This is a genomic window from Halopolyspora algeriensis, assembly GCF_003337235.1.
In the GTDB taxonomy this organism is placed as follows: domain Bacteria; phylum Actinomycetota; class Actinomycetes; order Mycobacteriales; family Pseudonocardiaceae; genus Haloactinomyces; species Haloactinomyces algeriensis.
In genome coordinates this window covers 242,789-263,637 of record NZ_QPJC01000005.1, presented here as the reverse complement: position 1 = coordinate 263,637, position 20,849 = coordinate 242,789, and the positions used below count along the sequence as shown (strand labels likewise).

The 20,849-nt window shown below is 68.5% G+C and carries 18 protein-coding genes; 10 read left to right on the top strand and 8 right to left on the bottom strand.

The annotated features are described in order from the left end of the window. The first annotated feature begins 250 nt into the window (after positions 1–250). The 6 genes from DFQ14_RS10840 (at position 251) to DFQ14_RS10815 (ending at position 7,478) form a co-directional block, all read left to right on the top strand. Complete coding sequence (locus DFQ14_RS10840; protein ID WP_158546688.1) at positions 251–1,000, top strand: GNAT family N-acetyltransferase; 750 nt, start codon at positions 251–253, stop codon at positions 998–1,000. A gap of 33 nt (positions 1,001–1,033) precedes the next feature. Beyond that, positions 1,034–1,786, top strand: coding sequence for a type 1 glutamine amidotransferase (locus DFQ14_RS10835; protein ID WP_114453081.1), 753 nt, complete (start codon positions 1,034–1,036; stop codon positions 1,784–1,786). 68 nt (positions 1,787–1,854) lie between these two features. Beyond that, positions 1,855–4,938, top strand: coding sequence for a bifunctional [glutamine synthetase] adenylyltransferase/[glutamine synthetase]-adenylyl-L-tyrosine phosphorylase (locus DFQ14_RS10830; RefSeq protein WP_114453127.1), 3,084 nt, complete (start codon positions 1,855–1,857; stop codon positions 4,936–4,938). 55 nt (positions 4,939–4,993) lie between these two features. Continuing rightward, entirely contained in the window at positions 4,994–5,929 is a 936-nt protein-coding gene (locus tag DFQ14_RS10825; protein ID WP_114453080.1) for an NADP-dependent oxidoreductase, read from the top strand. 74 nt (positions 5,930–6,003) lie between these two features. After that, positions 6,004–6,510, top strand: coding sequence for an SRPBCC family protein (locus DFQ14_RS10820; RefSeq protein ID WP_114453079.1), 507 nt, complete (start codon positions 6,004–6,006; stop codon positions 6,508–6,510). A gap of 101 nt (positions 6,511–6,611) precedes the next feature. Then, positions 6,612–7,478, top strand: coding sequence for an SMP-30/gluconolactonase/LRE family protein (locus tag DFQ14_RS10815; protein WP_114453126.1), 867 nt, complete (start codon positions 6,612–6,614; stop codon positions 7,476–7,478). Positions 7,479–7,569: 91 nt separating this feature from the next. Here DFQ14_RS10815 and glnA read toward each other — a convergent pair whose 3' ends face one another. Beyond that, positions 7,570–8,994, bottom strand: a complete 1,425-nt coding sequence (glnA, locus tag DFQ14_RS10810; protein WP_114453078.1) for a type I glutamate--ammonia ligase — start codon at positions 8,992–8,994, stop codon at positions 7,570–7,572. Between the two features lie 185 nt (positions 8,995–9,179). Here glnA and DFQ14_RS10805 point away from each other — a divergent pair, with 185 nt between their 5' ends. Next, positions 9,180–9,641: an RDD family protein gene (locus DFQ14_RS10805; protein WP_170206365.1), complete on the top strand. Its 462-nt coding sequence runs from the start codon at positions 9,180–9,182 to the stop codon at positions 9,639–9,641. Between the two features lie 64 nt (positions 9,642–9,705). Here the strand turns inward: DFQ14_RS10805 and DFQ14_RS10800 are convergent, their stop codons facing one another. Next, a complete protein-coding gene (locus DFQ14_RS10800; RefSeq protein WP_114453077.1) occupies positions 9,706–10,431 on the bottom strand; it encodes a DUF4191 domain-containing protein in 726 nt (241 codons plus the stop codon). A 227-nt stretch (positions 10,432–10,658) separates the two neighbouring features. On the opposite strand from DFQ14_RS10800, the gene DFQ14_RS10795 reads away from it, so the two are divergent. Continuing rightward, positions 10,659–12,038, top strand: a complete 1,380-nt coding sequence (locus DFQ14_RS10795) for a molybdopterin-dependent oxidoreductase (RefSeq protein WP_114453124.1) — start codon at positions 10,659–10,661, stop codon at positions 12,036–12,038. After that, a complete protein-coding gene (locus tag DFQ14_RS10790) occupies positions 12,031–12,588 on the top strand; it encodes a hypothetical protein (RefSeq protein WP_246195706.1) in 558 nt (185 codons plus the stop codon). The genes DFQ14_RS10795 and DFQ14_RS10790 overlap by 8 nt, the downstream gene beginning before the upstream one ends. 1 nt (position 12,589) lies before the next feature. On the opposite strand, the gene lipA is transcribed toward DFQ14_RS10790, so the two are convergent. Together lipA and DFQ14_RS10780 are read right to left on the bottom strand one after the other, a co-directional pair. Further along, positions 12,590–13,591 (bottom strand): lipoyl synthase, encoded by a 1,002-nt coding sequence (gene lipA, locus DFQ14_RS10785; protein ID WP_114453123.1) that lies wholly within the window; start codon positions 13,589–13,591, stop codon positions 12,590–12,592. A 46-nt stretch (positions 13,592–13,637) separates the two neighbouring features. After that, on the bottom strand, positions 13,638–14,573 hold the full coding sequence (locus tag DFQ14_RS10780; protein ID WP_114453076.1) for an oxidoreductase: 936 nt from the start codon (positions 14,571–14,573) through the stop codon (positions 13,638–13,640). A gap of 69 nt (positions 14,574–14,642) precedes the next feature. On the opposite strand from DFQ14_RS10780, the gene DFQ14_RS10775 reads away from it, so the two are divergent. Then, the gene (locus DFQ14_RS10775) at positions 14,643–15,590 is read left to right on the top strand and encodes an LLM class F420-dependent oxidoreductase (protein ID WP_114453075.1); all 948 of its coding nucleotides are present in this window, start codon (positions 14,643–14,645) and stop codon (positions 15,588–15,590) included. 27 nt (positions 15,591–15,617) lie between these two features. Here the strand turns inward: DFQ14_RS10775 and lipB are convergent, their stop codons facing one another. From lipB to lpdA, 4 genes are all read right to left on the bottom strand, one after another. After that, on the bottom strand, positions 15,618–16,367 hold the full coding sequence (gene lipB, locus DFQ14_RS10770; protein WP_114453074.1) for a lipoyl(octanoyl) transferase LipB: 750 nt from the start codon (positions 16,365–16,367) through the stop codon (positions 15,618–15,620). 24 nt (positions 16,368–16,391) lie between these two features. Continuing rightward, positions 16,392–17,276 carry a TIGR01777 family oxidoreductase gene (locus DFQ14_RS10765; RefSeq protein WP_114453073.1) on the bottom strand — a complete coding sequence of 295 codons (885 nt, stop codon included), beginning with the start codon at positions 17,274–17,276 and terminating at the stop codon, positions 16,392–16,394. A 195-nt stretch (positions 17,277–17,471) separates the two neighbouring features. Further along, the gene (sucB, locus tag DFQ14_RS10760; RefSeq protein WP_114453072.1) at positions 17,472–19,283 is read right to left on the bottom strand and encodes a 2-oxoglutarate dehydrogenase, E2 component, dihydrolipoamide succinyltransferase; all 1,812 of its coding nucleotides are present in this window, start codon (positions 19,281–19,283) and stop codon (positions 17,472–17,474) included. A gap of 78 nt (positions 19,284–19,361) precedes the next feature. Beyond that, the gene (lpdA, locus tag DFQ14_RS10755) at positions 19,362–20,732 is read right to left on the bottom strand and encodes a dihydrolipoyl dehydrogenase (protein ID WP_114453071.1); all 1,371 of its coding nucleotides are present in this window, start codon (positions 20,730–20,732) and stop codon (positions 19,362–19,364) included. Positions 20,733–20,849 lie beyond the last annotated feature (117 nt).

The following is a 20,849-nucleotide window of genomic DNA, read 5'->3' as shown; positions in this document are numbered from 1 at the left end:
AGGACACCGCCGACCCCCACCTCTTCGAGAGAGTGTGTGCCCCCAACCCCCACCCGGGGATTGGGGGCACACCCATCACCACCCCCACCACCACGACAATTGGTTCGAAATCCGGTTGCGGTTGTACCGACCACCGCGAGAATGTCGGTGGATGGACGTCCGATACCACGATTCTTTCGAATCGTTTTGGCGGCAGGCCGGGCCGCTGTATGAAGCCGATCCCGTTCGGCACACTCTTCCGCTCACAATCATGGCGGCCCGCGACACATATGCCTCCGGGCCGGAACCCGTGCTGGTGACATTCCACGACGATCGCGGCCATGCGCATGGTGCTTACCTGCGCACACCGCCGTTTCCGGCCCTGGCAAGCGGACTGCCCGCCCAACTCGCCCCGCCGGCGGTGGACGCCCTGCGCGAAATCGGTGAGGACCCTCCTCGCGTGCACGGTCCGGAACCGGAGGCGCACGCGCTGGCGGACGCCTGGTGCCGCTCCACGGGCAAAGTGAAGAAGACAGCCGTGGAACAACGGCTGTACGAACTCGACGAGCTGGTCCCTCCCGAGAATGTGCCGGGGCGAACACGGACGTTCGCCGATGCCGACGTGAACTGGCTTGCGTCGTGGCGCAGCGCCTTCGGACAAGAAGCGATGGATCACGCGGTCGAGTCGGACCCGTCGGAGGAAGCTCTCCGGAGCTTCATCGAAGGCGGGCGGTGGCCCGTGCTGTGGTCGGTCGACGATGTGCCCGTGGCGATGGCGTTCACCAGCACACCCGTGCACGGAATGTCCCGGATCGGGCACGTCTACACGCAGCCGGAGCACCGCAATCGCGGCTACGGATCGGCAGTGACCGCCGCGGCCTGCGATGTGGCGCGTGCTGCCGGAGCACAGCGCGTCGTGTTGTTCACCGACCTCGCCAATCCCGTGTCGAATGCGATCTATCAGCGCATCGGGTTCCGGCCGGTGATGGACGTCGCCGAACTCGCACTGGACGGTGCGTGAACTCGGCCACCGGTGATCCGTACCCTGACGAGCATGGGTGGTGTGCGGATCCTCGTGATACAGCCCTCCGAGCTGGACCCTCCCCAGCTGTTGGGAGAGTGGCTGACTGCAGCCGGTGCGGAGCTGGACATCGTCCTGCCCACGGAGCAGGGCATACCGGACTCTCTCGAGCCGTACTCGGCTCTGGTGGTCCTGGGCGGCGGGATGGGGGCGCTCGATGATACCGAGTATCCCTGGCTGAGTGAGGTCAGAGCGCTGCTGAGTCGGGCAGTCGGCAGTCGGAGGCCGGTGCTCGCGGTGTGCCTGGGAGCGCAGTTGCTCGCCGTGGCGACAGGCGGTCAGGTGCGGCCGGGGCGCAACGGTGCCGAGGCGGGAACCCTGCTCGTGGCCAAGCGCGATACCGCTGCCGAGGATGTGCTGCTCGGTCCACTACCGCTGACTCCGGACGTGCTGCAGTTCCACCGCGACGAGGTGACCACCCTGCCACCGTCGGCGCAACTGCTCGCCTCGTCGCCGAAGTGCGAGAATCAAGCCTTCCGGGTCGGTGACTGCGCCTACGGTCTGCAGTTCCACATCGAGACGACGACGGAGACGGCACTGGAGTGGGCGCGGGAAACGCCCGATATTGCCGAAACCGCCCGTGCGGGGCAGTTCACCCGTGAGCATCTCGACGCCTTCCACGCGGACCTCGCAGAAACGTGGCAGCCGATGGCGGAGCGTTTCGTGGAGCTGGCCGCGCAGTCACCCGAGGAGCGCCCGGGGAGCCGCTCCCTGCCTATCGTGTGAGCACGGTCGCAGGACACAGCGACGGGGAAGGTCCGGTACGGCCGCCCTTCGGGGATTACGGTTTCACCATGACCCAGAGCGGCTCCCAGCGTTCGGGATCGGTGCTGTCCGCGGCCCGGTACGGCTTCAGCGATACGCAACGCGCGGAGCGGCAACTGCGGAATCTGGGCTGGTGGTCGACGTCCGCCGGTCCCCTGCCGGGCTCGGAAGCGGTCGTCTCGGCGCTGTCGCGAACTCCGGATCCCGATCTTGCACTGCATTCGCTCGAGAGGCTGTGCGAAGCCCTGGGAACGGCGTGGCCGGAACTGGCCGCGAAACTGGCCACCGACACAGCGCTGCGCGGGCGCCTGTTCGCGACCCTGGGTATTTCCAGCGCGTTCGCCGACCATCTCGCAGCGCATCCGAATGACTGGCGGCGGTTGCGCACCGAGTGCCACGGGAGCATGCGCGATGTCGACGAGTACACCGCGATACTGCTGGAAGCGGTCGGTGCTCGCGGCGGTGGGGTGCCGGGCACCCCCGGTGGTCCGATCGCCTCGGTGCAGGGCACCGCGGCCACGAGCGCCCTGCGTGCCGCTTACCGCGGCCTGCTGCTGGAGATAGCCTCGGCCGACCTCGCCACGGTCGTCGAACCCGCTCTTCCGCCCACCACCTACGAGCAGGTGGTGGGCGCACTGTCCGACCTTGCCGTCGCGGCACTGCGTGCAGCCCTGTCCGTGGCGGCGGCCGAACGGTGCGACCACGAGTCTGCTGCCGCCCGATGGGCGGTAATCGCCATGGGCAAGTGCGGTGGCCGGGAGCTCAACTACGTCAGCGATGTGGATGTCGTCTTCGTCGCCGAAGCCGAGGAAGACATCGCCCCGGCGACCCGACTGGCCGGCAGCATGATGCGTGTGGCCGGGGCGGCGTTCTTCGATGTCGACGCGGCCCTGCGCCCGGAAGGCAAGGCGGGCGCTCTGGTCCGGAGCATGGACGGGCATCTCAACTACTACCGCCGGTGGGCACACACCTGGGAATTCCAGGCGCTGCTCAAGGCTCGCCCGGTAGCCGGCGACGGGGATCTCGGCGCGCGATATCTGGAGGCGGTGCAGCCGCTGGTGTGGACCGCGGCGGAGCGGGAGAACTTCGTCCCCGAGGTGCGTTCGATGCGACGGCGGGTCGAGGAGCACATACCGTCGGAACACACCGACCGGGAACTCAAACTCGGGCGTGGCGGACTGCGGGACGTGGAGTTCGCCGTGCAGCTGTTGCAGATGGTGCACGGGCGCAGTGACGAATCGGTGCGCACCTCGACGACCCTGGATGCGTTGAGAGCGCTGGGGGAGCACGGTTACGTCGCGCGGGCCGATGCCGCCGATCTGGGGGACTCCTACCGCTTCCTGCGCATCCTCGAGCACCGCCTGCAGCTGCGCCGTCTGCGGCGCACGCATCTGCTTCCGGCCGCGGACGACACCGCCGCCCTGCACGGTCTCGCCCGGTCCACGGGGCTGCGGTCGAGCGGACGCAAGGACGCGGGAGACGTTCTGCTCGCCGAGTTCCGCAGGCACAGCAACCGGGTCCGGCGGTTGCACGAGAAGCTGTTCTACCGTCCGCTGCTGGAGTCCGTGGCGAAGGTGCCCACGGCGGCACTGCGGTTGACCACCGACGCCGCGATCGACCGGTTGAGCGCTCTCGGGTACACCTCCCCGCAAGGGGCGCTGCGGCACATCGAAGCGCTCACTGCCGGTGTTTCCCGCCGGGCGAGCATCCAGGGCACGTTGTTGCCGGTGTTGCTGGACCTGCTCGCCCGGACGCCGGATCCGGATGGCGGTCTGCTGGCCTACCGGAAAGTCTCGGAAGCGTTGGCCGAGACACCGTGGTACCTGCGGCTGCTGCGCGACGAGGGCGTGGTGGTCGAGCGGCTGGCGATGCTGCTCGGAACGTCCAAGCTGGTTCCCGATCTGCTTGTGCGCGCGCCCGAGATGCTGCGGTTGCTGTCCGATGGGGCCGCTCTGGTGGACCGGGACCCGCAGGAGGTGGCGGGTTCGCTGCGCAGTGCGGTATCGCGGCACGGCGACCCGGAGCGGGCGGTGACGGCGGCACGCTCGCTGCGGCGGCACGAGATGCTCCGGATCGCCTGTGCCGACCTGCTCGGGTTGCTGGATCCCGAAGCGGTGTTCCGGGCGCTGTCGAGTGTCTGGGTGGCCGTTCTCGAAGCCGCCCTCGATGCTTCCGTGCACGACGTGACTCGGCGCCCGGAGTGGTCCGGTGACGGCGTGCCCGCTGCTCGGATCGCCGTGATCGGCATGGGCAGGCTGGGCGGTGCCGAACTCGGCTACGGGTCCGATGCGGACGTGATGTTCGTCTGTGAACCGGCCGGGCATGCCCGGGACGAGTCCACGGCGGTGCGGTTCGCGACCGCCGTCGTGGAGCAGGTACGCAGGTTGCTGGGCAAGCCGAGCCTGGATCCGCCGCTGGAGGTCGATATCGACCTGCGCCCGGAGGGACGCAGCGGCGCCCCGGTGCGCACACTGGACTCCTATCTCAGCTACTACCGGCGTTGGGCCCAGGTATGGGAGGCCCAGGCGCTGCTGCGTGCTCGCCCGGTGGCCGGGGACCGAGAACTGGGCGAGCGGTTCTGCCGGGAGATAGCTCCGATCCGCTATCCGCAGGGTGGTCTCGATGATGCGAGAACGCGCGAAATCCGCCGGATGAAGGCTCGTGTCGATGCGGAACGGCTGCCGCGGGGAGCGGATCCGAACACCCACACCAAGCTGGGGCGCGGCGGACTCGCCGATGTGGAGTGGACACTGCAGCTGTTGCAGTTGCGCCATGCCGGCGACTTCCCGGAATTGCGCACGACGTCGACTGTGGAGGGACTGCGTGCGGCGGTGCAGGCCGGTGTGCTGGCCGCGGAGGATGCCGACGAGTTGGTGTCCGCGTGGATGTCGGCGATGCGGGCCCGGAACGCGGTGATGCTGGTACGCGGCAAATCCGGAGACCAGTTGCCCAAGCAGGCCAGGGAATTGACCGCCATGGCAGCGGCCCTGGGCTATCCGGCCGGGACCGACACGGGTGAGGTGCTCGACGACTACCTGCGTGTCACCCGGCGTGCCAGAGCGGTGGTCGAGCGAATGTTCTACGGGGAATCCATTCGGACGTCGGGCGCCTGACCCGCGAGAGGTGCTCCAGCAGGCAACACACCCTCGGTTGTGGGAGCTTGTTCGTATGAAGGCTGTTGCGTTGACCGAGTTCGGCGAGCCCGAGGTGCTGTCCGGACAGGAGTTGGAGGATCCGCTGGTGGGGCCGGACGTGGTCCTCGTCGAGGTCCGGGCGGCCGGGGTGAACCCGGTGGATGCCATGATTCGCCGTGGCTACCTGCAGAGCGCGTACCCGCACCACATGCCGCTGATCCCCGGCTGGGACGTTGCCGGTGTGGTGCGCGCGGCGGGCCCGGCGGTGACCGGATACCAATCCGGTGACGAGGTGATCGGCTATGTCCGCAAGGACCACGTTCAGAACGGGACGTACGCCGAGCTGGTCGCAGCGCCCGAGCGCACGCTGGCACACAAGCCCCGATCCCTGGATTTCCCCCAGGGGGCCGGGTTGCCGCTGGTCGGGCTGACCGCGGTACAGACACTGCACGCCGCTCGGACCGGGCAGGGTGATGTGGTGCTCGTGCACGCGGCTTCCGGCGGGGTCGGCCATATCGCGGTGCAGGTCGCTTTCGCGATGGGCGCGGCGCGCGTGATCGGCACGGCTTCCGAACGCAATCACGATTTCCTGCGTGAGCTCGGGGCGGAGCCGATGACCTACGGCGAGCGCCTTCCCGAGCGGCTCGCGGAAATCGTCGGTGGTGACGGCAAGGTGGATGTGGCGCTGGACTTCGTCGGCGGTCAGGCGCTGCGGGATTCCCCGTCGGTGGTGCGGCGACCCGAACGGCACGTTTCGGTTCTGGAGCCCGACACGGTCCTGTCGCAGGGGGGACGGTACGTCTTCGTGCGCCCGAACACGCAGCACTTGACGTGGTTGGGCGAACTCGCCGACAACGGGCAACTTCGCGTCGAGGTCCAGCAAACCTTCCCGCTGGAACGGGCCGCCGAGGCTCACGGAGTGCTCGAGGACGGTCACGTGCGGGGCAAATTGGTGCTGACCGCCGACTGATCGACACCGGTCCGCTCACGTGATAGGCCTGACTCGATTTCCTCCGAGCGAGCGACAAGGACGGGGACGGCCGGATGACGAGCACGGTGCGGGAGAGCCTGCTGATCGCGACCACTCCGCGACGGGCCTACGAAGCGGTCGGCGACGTGACGCGGATGGGGCGGTGGAGCCCGGAAGCGACAGGAGCCGAGCTGCGAACAGCGGGACCGATCGGCGTCGGCAGCCGCTTCCGGGGAACGAACCGGCGGGGACGCATGACGTGGACCACGGAATGCACGGTCGTGACGGCTGATCCCGGCCGGGAGTTCGCCTTCGAGGTTCGCGTCCTGGGCGGGCCGGTCGCGCGGTGGGGTTACGAGTTCACCGAAGAGCAGCAGGGCACCCGAGTGACCGAGACCTGGACGGATCGCCGTCGTGGCGCGCACGGTTTCCTGATCGGGGCGGTCGCCTTCCTGATCAGCCTTGCCGCGGATCCGAGGTCCGGCGGTATCCGGGACCGCAGTGCGCACAACCGGGAGATGATGCGGACCACGCTGCGAAGCCTGAAGCAGCATCTGGAGAGCTTCGCGCCCTCGCGGTGACCGGGTGGGCACAGCTGCCCACCTGCGGTGGTAGCCATGTGCTCGGGTGTGGTGCGATCATGCACTGGTTCGGCCACGTGGTTGGACACCGGGAGTGCACGATGTCCGAAGACTTCGAACTGCTCGTCAACCGACAGGCACTGCACGGTCAGAGTCCGCTGTGGATGCATGCGCTCAATGCGGTGCGCTGGGTGGATGTGCTTCGCCGTGAGGTGCACACGTACCACCGCAATTCCGGCAACGACGAGGTGAGCGTTCTTCCCGCAGCGGTGGCCTCACTGGCCGCGAGCCGCAGTGGACAGGTGATCGTGGCAGCCGGCCACGGTTTCGCCCGGCTGTCCCGGTCCCGCAACGGCTTGCAGGCTGTCGCCGAAGTGCCCCGTGGTGACCGGATGAGCGAGGGAGCTTGTGATCCCGCGGGGCGTTTCCTCGCCGGGACCGTCACCCACGACCACGGCGACTCCCGCAACGCGGTGTACGTGCTGGACTCCGATCGGGCCCGGTTGCTGGTGGACGGCCTGACCGAGCCGGGCGGGATGGGCTGGAGTCCCGACGGCGGGACGATGTACCTCGTCGATTCCGAGCCGCGCGTGATCCGGACGTATGCCTACGATGCCGGGCGTGGGCAGGTCGGTGCGGGACGCCGCTGGGTGGTCTGTTCCGAGCCGGAGGGCATTCCGCGCGGCATCGCGGTGGATCGCGAAGGATGCGTCTGGGTCGCCCTGGAAGGTACCGGCAGGATTCACCGCTACCGACCGAACGGCGATCTGGAAACCGTGCTGTGGGCTCCCACCACGCGGATCACCGGGCTGGCCTTCGGTGGCCGCAGACTCGACGAGATGTACGTGACCTCGGCCTGCGCCGGTTTCGGCGAGCGCGCTCTGCGCGCCGACCCGTACGCGGGGGCGTTGCTGCGGTTCCGGCCCGGCGCTGTCGGGTTGCCGGATACTCCCTGGGACGGTCGGTGAAGGGGTGAGGCGGCCGTGGCCGGGCATGCGGGCCGTGGTCGGCGGCGTTGCATCCCGGTGACCACGGCCCCGCGGTGCGACCCCGTATGGATCACACGTCGAAGTAGAGGGCGAACTCGTGCGGGTGCGGCCGGAGACGGATGGGTTCGATCTCGTCCTCCCGCTTGAGGCTGATCCAGTTCTCGATGAGGTCCTCGGTGAACACGCCGCCTTCGAGCAGGTACTCGTGATCGGCCTCCAGGTTGTCGATGACCTTCGACAGGTCATCGGGCACCTGCGGGACGTTCTTGGCTTCCTCGGGCGGCAGCTCGTAGAGGTCCTTGTCGATCGGCTCGGCCGGCTCGATCTTGTTCTTGATGCCGTCCATGCCCGCCATGAGCATCGCGGCGAAACCCAGGTACGGGTTGCCGGACGGGTCCGGGCACCGGAACTCCACCCGCTTGGCCTTCGGGTTCGTGCCGGTGATCGGGATCCGCATGCACGCCGAACGGTTGCGCTGGGAGTACACCAGGTTCACCGGAGCTTCGTAGCCGGGAACCAGCCGGTGGTAGGAGTTGACGGTGGGATTGGTGAACGCCAGCAGGCTCGGCGCGTGGTGCAGGATGCCGCCGATGTAGTGGCGTGCGGTCTCCGACAGGCCGGCGTAGCCCGATTCATCGTGGAACAGCGGACTGCCGTCCTGCCACAGCGACATGTGGCAGTGCATCCCGGAGCCGTTGTCGCCGAACAGCGGCTTGGGCATGAACGTCACGGTCTTGCCGTGGCGCCAGGCCGTGTTCTTGATGATGTACTTGAACAGTTGCAGGTCGTCGGCGGCGTGCAACATCGTGTTGAACTTGTAGTTGATCTCGGCCTGGCCACCGGTGCCGACCTCGTGGTGGGCGCGTTCCAGGGTGAACCCGGCATTGATCAGTTCGGTCGACATCTCGTCACGCAGGTCGGCGTGCTGGTCGTAGGGCGCGACCGGAAAGTAGCCGCCCTTCATCCGGGTCTTGTAGCCCTGGTTGCCGCCGTTTTCCTCACGCCCGGTGTTCCACCAGCCCTCGTTGGAGTCGACCTCGTGGAAGGACGAGTTGGCGCTCTCGGAGAAGCGCACCGAGTCGAAGGTGTAGAACTCGGCCTCGGCGCCGAAGAACGCGGTGTCGGCGATGCCGGACTCGGCCAGGTACTGCTCGGCCTTGCGTGCGATGTTGCGCGGATCCCGGCTGTAGGGCTCCAGCGTGAACGGGTCGTGCACGAAGAAGTTGAGGATCAGCGTCTTCTCGATGCGGAACGGGTCGATCCTGGCGGTGTAGGGGTCGGGCAGCAGCAGCATGTCCGACTCGTGGATCGACTGGAAACCGCGGACCGACGAACCGTCGAAGCCCAGTCCCTCGGTGAAGGTGTCGTGGTCGAACGCCGACGCGGGCACGGTGAAGTGCTGCATGACCCCCGGCAGGTCGCAGAACCGGACATCGACGAACTTCACGCCCTCGTCGGAGATGAAACGCAGGACCTCGTCTGGATTCTTGAACACCCTCGGTGGCTCCTTCGTACTGGTGGCGGCTCACCGGCGACTGTCGGGCCGCCGACTCGGTACCCACGCTAAGGCGGTGGTGTTGCCCGGTCGTCACTCACATGTTTCGTCGGCGTTAACGAAGGAACGACCGGTGGTCGGTGTTGCCGGCGAGTGCGAACGCGCCACGCCGTATCCTCGAGAGCGTGGGCAGAGCAACGGGTTCGTGGCTGTCCGGCCCGAGGGCCGCGCACGGTCATCAGGATGACACCGATCGGCAACGTTGGCGAGGCGAGCGGCTGGGCCTGGCGGAAAGCGGGCCGGGATCCGCCGCCCCCACCGGCAGGCGGGCGCTGGGTTTCTTCCTCGATGTGGGGATGGCTGCGCTCGTGGCGAGCCTGTTCACCGCCCCCGAACCACCGGGCAACTGGAGCCTGCTGGCCTGGGTCCTCATCACCGTCGTACCGGTGAGCTTCTTCGGCTTCACTCCCGGCATGGCAGTGGCCGGGATCTGGGTCGCCCGGCTGGACGGGGCCACGGTGGTCGGTGTGCCACGCGCCCTGCTGCGCTGCTTGCTGACGTTGCTGCTGGTTCCGGCCGTGCTGTGGAATCTGGACGGCCGCTCCTGGCACGACCGGCTGACCGGTACGGTCGTGCTGCGGCGATGAGTGCCCACGGGGACCGTTTCACCGGTCCCCGTCGTCGAGTGGGCCTCGTCGGGTGAGCGTTGCCTCAGCGGCGCCGGGTGGCCCGTTGCATGTTGCGCATCTTCGCGCCCTGCGGCGCCGGGCCCTTGGGCATCGAGCCGCCCCGTTCGGTCAGCGCGGCCAACCGCTTTTCCAGGGAATCGGCCTGCCCCGCGTTGATGTTGCGGGGTAGCTTCGTGATCCGTGCCTGCAGCTTGCGGATAGGCACCTGACCCTCCTCGTTACCCACGATGAACTCGTAGATCGGAGTGTCCCCCACCACTCGGGAGATGCGCTTCTTCTCCTGCGACATCAGGCCCCGGACCCGGTGCGGCGCCCCTTCGCCGACGAGCACGATACCGGGGCGGCCGATCACTCGATGGATCACGTCGAGTTGGCCGGTACCGGCCACTGCCTGGGACAGGTGCCACTTGCCCCGGAGGTTCTCCAGCGCCCAACCGCCCGCTCCGGGCTGCCCCTCGGCCTTGCGGTAGACATTGGCCTGTACTCGCCTGCCGAAGACGACGACCGCCCCGAGGATGCCGAGCGCGACGCCCATGGGCAGGAAGTACCACTGCAGGCCCCAGATCAGCCCAAGCAGGAACGCCACCAGCGCGACGCCGACGAACACCGCCAGCATCAGCGGAAGCAGCCACCGATCCTCCCGGCGCTGCATCTTGAACGCCTCGAAGAGTTGCTTGAGGCGTGCGCGGAACGCCTGCCGCTTCTGCTTGGCCGCCTCTTTTTTGGCGGCCTTGTCCTGCTTGGCCATGCCCTCCAGGATACGGCGAGCCCTCGCCCCGGCGTCGAGACGGTCACGGACAGGTCATCGGTGCCGTATCGCAAAGGAGCGCACTCTCGCGGTCGCACCCGGTCCGACCTCGGTCCGAGTCATAACCTGGATGCGAACCGGCGGCCTGAGAGGAGCAACGTGTGTGCCTGGCAGCGCGCTTGCGGCAGCGGATCGCCCTCGAAGCGGTGGACCCGGACCGGATCCCGTTGGGGCCCCGCTCCGCCCGTGATCTTCGGGCGGAAAGAACTTCGGAACCGGCCGAGCCGCACGACCCGGCCGCGAACCGGTCCTACGGCTTTCCGGTCGGATTGTGGCGGGCACTGGCGCGATACCGGCCGCCGGGTACGGGCCACCCGAGAGCCTGGCGCAGCCCCCTGCGCGGGCCTTGGCTGACTTCGGTGTTCGGGCTGATCCTGCTGGTCACGCTTCCCGTGGTCACCCTCACCGGCCTGGTGTCCTACATCGCCTACGCACCGCAGTTCGGGCAGGCGATCCCGGCTGATGTCGGATGGCTGCGCCTGCCGCGGTTCACCTGGCCGACGAGCCCTTCCTGGTTGTATGCGCTGAACCAGTGCACGCACGTCATCCTGGGGCTCGTGCTGGTGCCGGTGGTGCTGGCCAAGCTGTGGTCGGTGATGCCGAAGCTGTTCGACTGGCCGCCGGCCCGGTCCCCGGCCCAGCTGCTGGAGCGCCTGTCGTTGCTGCTGCTGGTCGGCGGCGTCCTGTTCGAGATCGCCACGGGCGTGCTCAACATCCAGTACGACTACGTGTTCGGCTTCAGCTTCTACACCGCCCATTATTTCGGCGCGTGGGTGTTCATCGCGGGATTTCTGGCGCATGTCGCCGTCAAGCTGCCTCGCATGGTCACCGCACTGCGGTCGCGATCGCTGCGGAGGGAACTGCGCACACCTCGTTCCCGAACCCTCCCCGAGCCGCTCGATGCCGATGGCCTTGTCGCCGCACACCCGGCCGAGCCGACCCTCAGCCGCCGGGGCGCACTCGGCCTGGTGGGCAGTGGCTCGCTGCTTGTCGCCGTCATGACCGCCGGGCAGGGAACCGGAGGGGGCGCCAGGAAGTTCGCCTACCTGCTTCCTCGCGGCCGCTCCTACGGCGACGGGCCCAACGGCTTCCAGATCAACCGGACCGCCGAAGCCGCACTGATCGATACCCGTGACACCGGATCCTCCTGGCGGCTGTCCCTGGCCGGCGGGCTCGGGCGGATCACCCTCGATCGGACGGGTCTGTTGGCGATGCCGCAGCACACGGCCACACTGCCGATCTCCTGCGTGGAGGGGTGGCAGACCACCCAGACATGGACCGGTGTCCGGCTCCGCGACCTCGCCGCGCTCGCGGGTGTACCGGATCCCACCTCGGCCCACGTCCGCTCACTGGAAGCGGTCGGCGCCTTCGACCGGGCAACCTTGCAGGGCAACCAGGTACTCGCTCCCGACTCGCTGCTCGCGCTGCGGGTCAACGGGGCCGACCTGTCCCTCGACCACGGGTTTCCCGCCCGCGTCATCGTTCCGGCGCTGCCCGGTGTGCACAACACCAAGTGGGTGCGTTCGATCGAGTTCTCGGATGGGTGAGATGCGCCGTGCCGTAGCTCGTCGGAGCCGGTTCTACGGAGCGAACCCGGCTCATCCGCTCGTGCAGCTGGGCTGCTTTGCGCTGGCTGCGTACTCGGTGAGCCATCTCGCCGAGAACCCGAACCTGAGCCGGATGATCCTCTGGTTCGCCGTTGCCGTCATCGGCCACGATCTCGTGATGTTCCCCGGCTACGCCCTGGCCGACCGGATTCTCACGGCGAGCTCGGGTGCGCTCTCCCGCAGCCGGTTCCGGCTGCCGGTGTCCCCCGTGAACTACGTCCGGCTGCCGGTACTCGGATCGGGATTGCTGTTCGCGCTGTTCTTTCCCGGCATCATCGAGCAGGGATCGGTGTGGTACCGGGCGGCGACCGGACAGACGCAGGAGCCGTTCTCCGGCCGCTGGTTGTTCGTCACGGCGGTGATGTTCGCCGCGGCCGCCGTCGCGTACGTGTTGCGGCTGGGGCATGTGCTCGCCCGGCGCTCGATGCGGACCCGTGAAACGAGCCGGGGCCGCGGCACCGGTGGTGTCGCGGCCCCGGACGACGAGTGAATCAGCGGCCCAGCAGGCTGCTGGCTTCCTGGGCGGCGGGTTGCGCCTGGGCGAGGTGGGCGAGGTTGTCCGGCAGCGGCATCCCGCGGTGCTGGCTGGCCTTGGCGTACAGGCGCCCGGCACGGTAGCTGGAACGCACCAGCGGACCGGCCATGACCCCGGGGAAACCGATGGCCTCGGCGGCCTTGGTGTGCTCGACGAACTCCTCGGGCTTGACCCAGCGGTCCACCGGGTGGTGCCGGGGGCTGGGACGCAGGTACTGGGTGATCGTGATGATGTCGCAGCCGGCCTCGTGCAGATCGCGCAGCGCGGGCTCGACCTCCTCGGGAGTTTCCCCCATCCCGAGGATGAGGTTCGACTTCGTCACCAGTCCCGCTTCGCGCGCCAGGGTCAACACCTTCAGCGAGCGGTCGTAGCGGAACGCGGGCCGCATCGTTTTGAACATCCGCGGCACGGTCTCCACGTTGTGGGCCAGCACCTCCGGCCGGGAGGAGAACACCTCGGCGAGCTGGTCGGGCTCGGCGTTGAAGTCCGGGATCAGCAGCTCCACCCCGGTGCCCGGGTTGAGGTCGTGGATCTGGCGCACGGTCTCGGCGTACAGCCAGGCCCCGCCGTCGTCGAGGTCGTCGCGGGCCACGCCGGTGACCGTCGAGTAGCGCAGGCCCATGGCCTGGACCGACTCGGCGACCTTGCGTGGCTCGGTGGTGTCGAGCTCGGCGGGCTTGCCCGTGTCGATCTGGCAGAAGTCACAGCGACGAGTGCACTGGTCACCGCCGATGAGGAACGTCGCCTCGCGGTCCTCCCAGCACTCGAAGATGTTGGGACATCCCGCCTCTTCGCAGACGGTGTTGAGGCCCTCGCGCTTCACCAGGCTCTTGAGCTCCTGGTATTCCGGTCCCATTCGGGCACGGGTCTTGATCCAGGACGGTTTCTTCTCGATGGGCGTCTGACTGTTGCGTACTTCCAGACGCAACAGTTTCCGCCCCTCCGGCGCCACACTCACGGTCACAGGCTACGCCCTCCACTCGGGGGATCGGCAATGGCCGAGCTCACGTGGGATCGGGCACCGTATCCGTCAGCTCGGCGGTGATCTCCCACAGGCGAGCAGCGGTTGTCGCGTCGGTGGCCGCGGCGCTGAGGCGGGCGTGCCGGGGATGGCCGCGAGTCTCGGCGAGCCCGCTGGGACCGAAGTAGCTGCCGCCGCGGACTCCGGGGGCGGTCGCCGCGCACAGCTGCGGCAGCACCCCGAGCTCGACCGGCTGTGTGACCAACCCGGTGACCGCGCCGACCACCCGGTTCAGCACGGGAGGCAGGGAGCGCTGCCGGGCTGAGTTGGTGGTCAGCTCGGTGTTGCTCATACCCGGATGGGCAGCCACGCTCGTGAGGTCGAGCTGCGCGTGGCGGGCCCGGCGGTCCAGTTCGAGCGCGAACAGCGCGTTGGCGAGCTTGGATTGCGAATACGCCGCGACCGGGGTGTAGCGGCGGCGCCGGAAGTTCAGATCGCCGGTATCGAGGTGGCCGCCGTGGTGGGCGAGGCTGGACAGTGTGACCACGCGCGCTCCCGCGCGATTGCGCAGGGCGGGCATCAGCAGCCAGGTCAGCGCGGCGTGACCGAGATGGTTGGTGCCGATCTGCAGCTCGAAACCGTCACTGGTGCGGTGGAACGGAGTCGCCATGACACCGGCGTTGTTCATCAGCACGTCGAGGGCGTCACCGGTGCGTTCCCGTACCTCGGCGGCGGCCTTGCGGACGGAGGTGAGGTCGGTGAGGTCCAGTTCGATCACGCGCGGTTCGACGGTGCTGCGGGCGGCCACCAGAGACAGCGCTTGTCTGCCGCGTTCGACGTCGCGGCACGCGAGGAGCAGGTGAGCTCCCTTCGCGGCCAGGATCCGGGCACTGTGCAGCCCCAAACCGGAGTTCGCGCCGGTGATCAGCACTGTGCGGCCGGACTGGTCGGGAATATCGGCTTCGGTCCACGTGGGCATGTCCCATCTGTACCGGATGGGGGACGTCACCTCGCAGGCGTGGTGGAAGCGAGATTAGCCTCGAAAGCCGTGTACGAGGACTTCAAGCTCAGAGTGTTCACCGAACCCCAGCAGGGTGCCACCTACGACGATCTGCTGCGTGTGGCCACCACCGCCGAATCGGCCGGGTACGACGCCTTCTTCCGTTCCGATCACTACCTGAAGATGGGCCCGGTCTCGGGCGAACCGGGGCCCACCGACGCCTGGCTGACCCTGGCAGGGCTGGCACGGGAGACGACACGCCTGCGGCTGGGCACACTGATGAGTGCCGCGACCTTCCGGCTACCGGGTCCGCTGGCCATCTCCGCCGCCCAGGCCGACCAGATGTCCGGCGGCCGGATCGAGTTCGGGCTCGGTACCGGCTGGTATGCCGACGAGCACACCGCCTACGGCATCCCGTTTCCCTCGCTGCGGGAGCGGTTCGACCGCTACGCCGAGCAGCTCGAGATCGTCACCGGTTTGTGGGGCACTCCGAGCGGCGAGACCTTCGACTACGACGGCACCTACTATCGGTTGGCCGACTCGCCGGCCCTGCCGAAACCCGTACAGCGGCCGCGCCCGCCGGTGTTGATCGGTGGGGCGGGCAAGAAGAGGACTCCGGCGCTGGCCGCCAGGTTCGCCGACGAGTTCAACCTGCCCTTCGTCGACATGGCCACGGCCGCCGACCAGTTCGAGCGGGTCGAGCAGGCCTGCACGGCAATCGGCCGCGACCCTGCGGAGCTCGTGCGCTCGGCGGCGCTGGTGGTGTGCGTGGGCAAGGACGAGGCGCAGATCGCGCGTCGTGCCGAGGTGATCGGCCGCGACGTCGACGAGCTGCGTGCCAATGGCCTCACCGGAACCCCCGCCGAGGTCGTGGACACGATCGGGACATGGCGGCAACGCACCGGCATCACCCGCGCTTATCTGCAGCTTCTCGACGTCTCCGACCTCGATCAGCTCGAACTCATCGCCTCGGAGGTGACTCCGCAGCTCGACTGATCGCAGCTATCGCGTTGCGCTTGCTCGTCAGTGCAGCGTCGGGTCCAGGTCGAGAGTGACACCTGCCGCGGCAGGGGCCTCCTCACGAGTGATACTGCGTTCGGTGACCGGCAGGGTGCCCTCCAGCGCGTCGAGGACATCCTGCCGGACCAGCGGTAGTGCCTCGGTGACGGAGACGTCGCGGCCCAGCTCCCGCGACAGGGAGGTCACGCCCGCGTCCCGGATGCCGCAGGGCACGATCCGGTCGAACTCGGCCATGTCCGCGTTGCAGTTGAGTTCGAGCCCGTGCATCGTCACGCCACGCTGCACACGGATTCCGATCGCGGCGATCTTGCGTTCCGGTCCGCGATCGTCGGCGGGGAGCCACACTCCGCTGCGCCCCTCGACACGCCCGGTGTGGATGCCGAACCGGTCGCACACCCGGATCAGTGCCTGCTCCAGTCGGCGCACGTAGTCCACGACGTCGATCGGGTCGGCCAGCTGCAGGATCGGGTAGCCGACGAGCTGACCCGGTCCGTGCCAGGTGATCTTTCCGCCGCGGTCGACGTCGATCACCGGGGTGCCGTCCTGGGGACGGTCTTCGGGTTCGGTGCGCTTGCCCGCGGTGTAGACGGAAGGATGCTCCAGCAGGAGCAGGGTGTCCCGGCCGGAATTCTCGGTGCGCTCGACGGCCAGTTGCCGTTGCAGATCCCACGCGGACAGATACTCGATGGTGCCCAGCTCGCGTACCTCGACCGGCTCTGACGAGGTACGGCAGGAAATGTCGGCGCGACTCACCCGGCCGAGGATACTCGAGACCCGTCAGGCGGCGACAGCAGCCGCGAGAGCAGCATCGACGGAGGGGTGCTGGAAGGTGAATCCGTGCTGTTCCAGCACGGTGGGCAGGGCACGCTGGCCGGCCAGTGCGCCCTCGTCGGCGAATTCGCCCAGTACCGCCCGCAGGGCGAACGCCGGGACCATCCAGGGGGCGGGCCTGCCCAGCACCTCCCCGAGAGTTCCGGTGAATTCGGCATTGGTGACAGGGGCGGGTCCGGTGAGGTTGACCGGTCCCGAGATGTCGGGGTTTTCCACCGCGAAACGAATCGCGGCCACCTCGTCGTCCAGCGAGATCCAGGGCATGTACTGGCGCCCGTCGCCGAGCCGGCCGCCGAGCATGCAGGCGAAAAGCGGCTTGAGCGACCCGAGCAGGCCCCCGGACGGGGAGAGGACGAGACCACTGCGGATCCGGACGACGCGGACGCCTGTCGCCGGTTCGGTCGCCGCTTCCCATCGCCGGCAGAGATTGGCGAGAAATCCCGTACCGGCAGGCGTCGATTCGGTGACGATCCGATCGCCGCAGTCGCCGTAGTACCCCACGCCGGAACCGTTGACCAGGACGGGCACTCCTCGTTCGGCGACGGCCCGCGCCAGCACCGAGGTGGGCCGGGTTCGTGAGTACACCAGGTGGCGTTTGCGCTGAGGTGTCCAACGCTTGTCACCCAAGCCCGCGCCGCAGAGGTTCACCACGGCATCGGCACCGTCGAGGGCGCCCTCGTCGAAGGTGCCCGCATCGGGGTCCCAGATGCGCTCGTCCGGGGCCTTCGGACGGGTGCGCACCAGTCTGATCACCTCGTGCCGTGCCTGGCGCAGGGCGGGAACGAGACTGGTCCCGATCAAGCCCGACGAGCCGGCGATAACCACGCGCATGTTCCGATCATGGCGCAGTGATCGCCGCGACGCGAGTCTGACTTTCCGTGATCAATGGGGCACGGTTCGTGTTCGCGGGGCTGTTCGTGCTGCCGCAGGCACCGAGCAGGTGTTTCGAACGTGTGAACGTCCGAAACGGAAACGGGGCCGCCCACCGGTTGCGGGTGGACGGCCCCGTTGTGGGCGTCGTATGGGTTACAGCCCCAGGTCGGCTTCGAAGGAGCCTTCCTCGATCCGCTGCTTGAGGGTGTTGAGGAATCGGGCCGCGTCGGCGCCGTCGACCAGCCGGTGGTCGTAGGACAGCGCGAGGTAGACCATCGAGCGGATCGCGATGGTGTCCCCACCGGCCTCGTCGGAGACTACGACGGGGCGCTTGACGACGCTGCCGGTGCCGAGCATGCCCACCTGGGGCGGGTTCAGGATCGGCGTGTCGAACAGTGCGCCCCTGCTGCCGGTGTTGGTCAGCGTGAACGTTCCACCGCTGAGCTCGTCCGGCTTGACCTGGCTGTTGCGGGTGCGCTCGGCGACATCGGCGATCTTGCGCGCCAGCCCGCCGAGGTTGAGATCACCGGCATCGTGGATCACCGGGCTGAGCAGTCCCCGGTCGGTGTCCACGGCGATCGACAGGTGCTCGGCCCCGTGGTAGGTGATCTCCTTGGCTTGTTCGTCGACCGAGGCGTTGAGCTTCGGGTGCAGCTTCAGCGCCTCGACGGTGGCCTTGGCGAAGAAGGGCAGGAAGGACAGCTTGACGCCTTCGGAGGCCTCGAAGTTGTGCTTGGCGCGGTCCCGCAGCCGGGCGATCCTGGTGACGTCGGCCTCGATCACCGTGGTCAGTTGCGCTGCCGTCTGCAGCGATTCCACCATCCGCTGGGCCAGGACCTGGCGCAGCCGCGACATCTTCTGCGTGGTGCCGCGCAGTGCCTGGGCTTCGGCCGAGGGCTCCAACTGGGGGGCGGAAGCGGCCGGAGCGGCCGGGGCCGTCGACGGCGCGGCCGGGGCCGACGGCTCGGCCGGACGAGCCTGCTGCTTGGCGTTGACCGCCGCCTGGACGTCCTGCTTACGGATACGCCCGCCGACGCCGGTCCCCTGCAGGGTGTTCAGGTCGATGCCGTGCTCGTTGGCGAGCTTGCGCACCAGCGGCGTCACATACGGGCCGCCGCCGCTGGGGGCCTCGGAGGCCGGAGCCGGCTGTGGTTGCGGTTCCGGTTGAGCCGGAGCCGGCTGTGGCTCAGCCTGCTGGGCCGGCTGCTCCTGCTGGGCGGGCTGCTGCGGCTGGGCGGGCTGCTCCTGCTGGGTCGGCTGCTGGGGTGGGGGAGCCGGTTCGGGCTCCGGTTCGGGCTGAGGCTCGGGCTGAGGCTCGGGCTGCTGCGGGGCGGACGGAGCGGCGCCCTGCTCACCGATGACGGCGAGCTTGCCGCCGACCTCGACGGTGTCGTCCTCGCTCGCCGAGATCTCCAGCAGCGTGCCCGCTGCCGGGGAGGGGATCTCGGTGTCGACCTTGTCGGTGGAGACCTCCAGCAGGGGCTCGTCGACCTCGACGGTGTCTCCGACCTGCTTGAGCCACCGGGTGATCGTGCCCTCGCCGACGCTCTCACCGAGTGCCGGCATCTGCACATCCGTGCCCTGAGCCGGTCCGGACGACGCCGCTGCAGAGGGGGCGGCCTCGGGCTGCGGCTGTGCCGGGGCTTCCGGAGCTTGCTGAGCGGGGGCCGGTTCCTGCTGCTGGGGTTCGGCGGCGGGCTGCTCCTGCTGAGCCGGAGCGCCCCCGGAGCCGTCGTCGATCACGGCCAGCTCACCGCCGACCTCGACGGTGTCGTCCTCACTGGCGACGATGTTCTGCAGAACCCCCGCTGCCGGGGAGGGGATCTCGGTGTCGACCTTGTCGGTGGAGACCTCCAGCAGGGGCTCGTCGACCTCGACGGTGTCTCCGACTTGCTTGAGCCACCGGGTGATCGTGCCCTCGCTGACGCTCTCGCCGAGTGCCGGCATCTGGACGGAGAAGGCCATCTGTTGCTGACTCCTCGTGGTGTGGCGGGGTGTGGCTGGTCTGGGCGGAACTGCCTGCAGCGGCCGACGGACTCGCCGTCAGCCGTGTACGTGCAGCGGCTTGCCTGCCAGCGCGAGGTGGGCTTCGCCGAGAGCTTCGGTCTGGGTCGGGTGGGCGTGCACCAGGGGAGCGACGTCCTCGGGCAGGGCCTCCCAGTTGTAGATCAGCTGACCCTCGCCGATGAGTTCGCCCACGCGCTCGCCGACCAGGTGCAGGCCGAGCACGGGCCCCTCGGGTTCCCGGACGACCTTGACGGCGCCTGCGGTCTTGAGGATCTGGCTTTTGCCGTTGCCCGCCAGATCGTAGGTGAACGTCTCGACCTGGCCGTACTGTTCCTTGGCAGCGGCCTCGGTCAACCCGACCGAGGCCACCTCGGGCTGGGAGTAGGTGACCCGGGGGATCCCGGCCTCGTCGATCACCGGCGGGTTCTTCCCGGCGATGTCCTCGGCGATGAAGATGCCCTGCTGGAAACCGCGGTGGGCCAGCTGCAGACCGGGCACGATGTCGCCGACGGCGTAGACGCCCGGCAGGTTGGTGCGCAGGCGCTCATCGGTGCGCACGAAGCCGCGCTCCATGGCCACCCCGGCCTCCTCGAAGCCGTGGCCCGCGGTGTTGGCCCCGCGACCGACCGCGACCAGCAGGAGATCGGCGTCGAGTTGGTCGCCGTTTTCCAGGCTGACGGTCACCCCCGAGTCGGTCTGCTCGGCGCCGGTGAACTTCACCCCGGTCTTGAACTTGATGCCGCGCTTGCGGAATGCCCGCTCGAGCTGCTTGGAGGAGTACTCGTCCTCGTTGGGAACCAGATGCGGCAGGGCCTCGACGATGGTCACCTCGGCGCCGAAGGATCGCCACACGCTGGCGAACTCGACACCGATGACACCGCCACCCAGCACCACGACCTTGTCCGGCACATAGTCGAGGTTCAGCGCCTGCTCGCTGGCGATGACCCGGCCGCCGAACTCCAGCCCCGGCAGCGTCTTGGAGTACGAACCGGTGGCCAGTACCACGTTGGTGCCGGTGTAGCGGGTGCCGTCCACCTCGACGGTGTTGGCGTCGACGAGCGTGCCCGCTCCCTCGACGTAGGTGACCTTGTGGGCTTTGACGAGCCCCTGCAGCCCCTTGTAGAGCTTGCTGACGATGCCGTCCTTGTAGGAGTTCACGCCATTGATGTCGATGCCTTCCAGCGAGGTCTTCACCCCGACCTGGTCGCTGTCCCGGGCGGCGTCGGCGACCTCGGCCGCGTGCAACAGCGCCTTGGTGGGGATGCAGCCTCGGTGCAGGCAGGTCCCACCGAGCTTGTCCTTTTCAATGAGAACGACGGACAGGCCGAGCTCGGCCGCGCGGAAAGCGCAGGCGTAGCCGCCCGAGCCGCCCCCGAGAACGACCAGATCGGCGGACGTGTCGGTCACTTCGCACTCCTCGACAGCATCATTGTTCATCTTGCTTGTGGCGCCGCGGGCCCGCGCAGAGCCCGGCACCGGGATTCATCTTGTCACCACGCGGTGCGGTGATGCGATGTGGGCTTC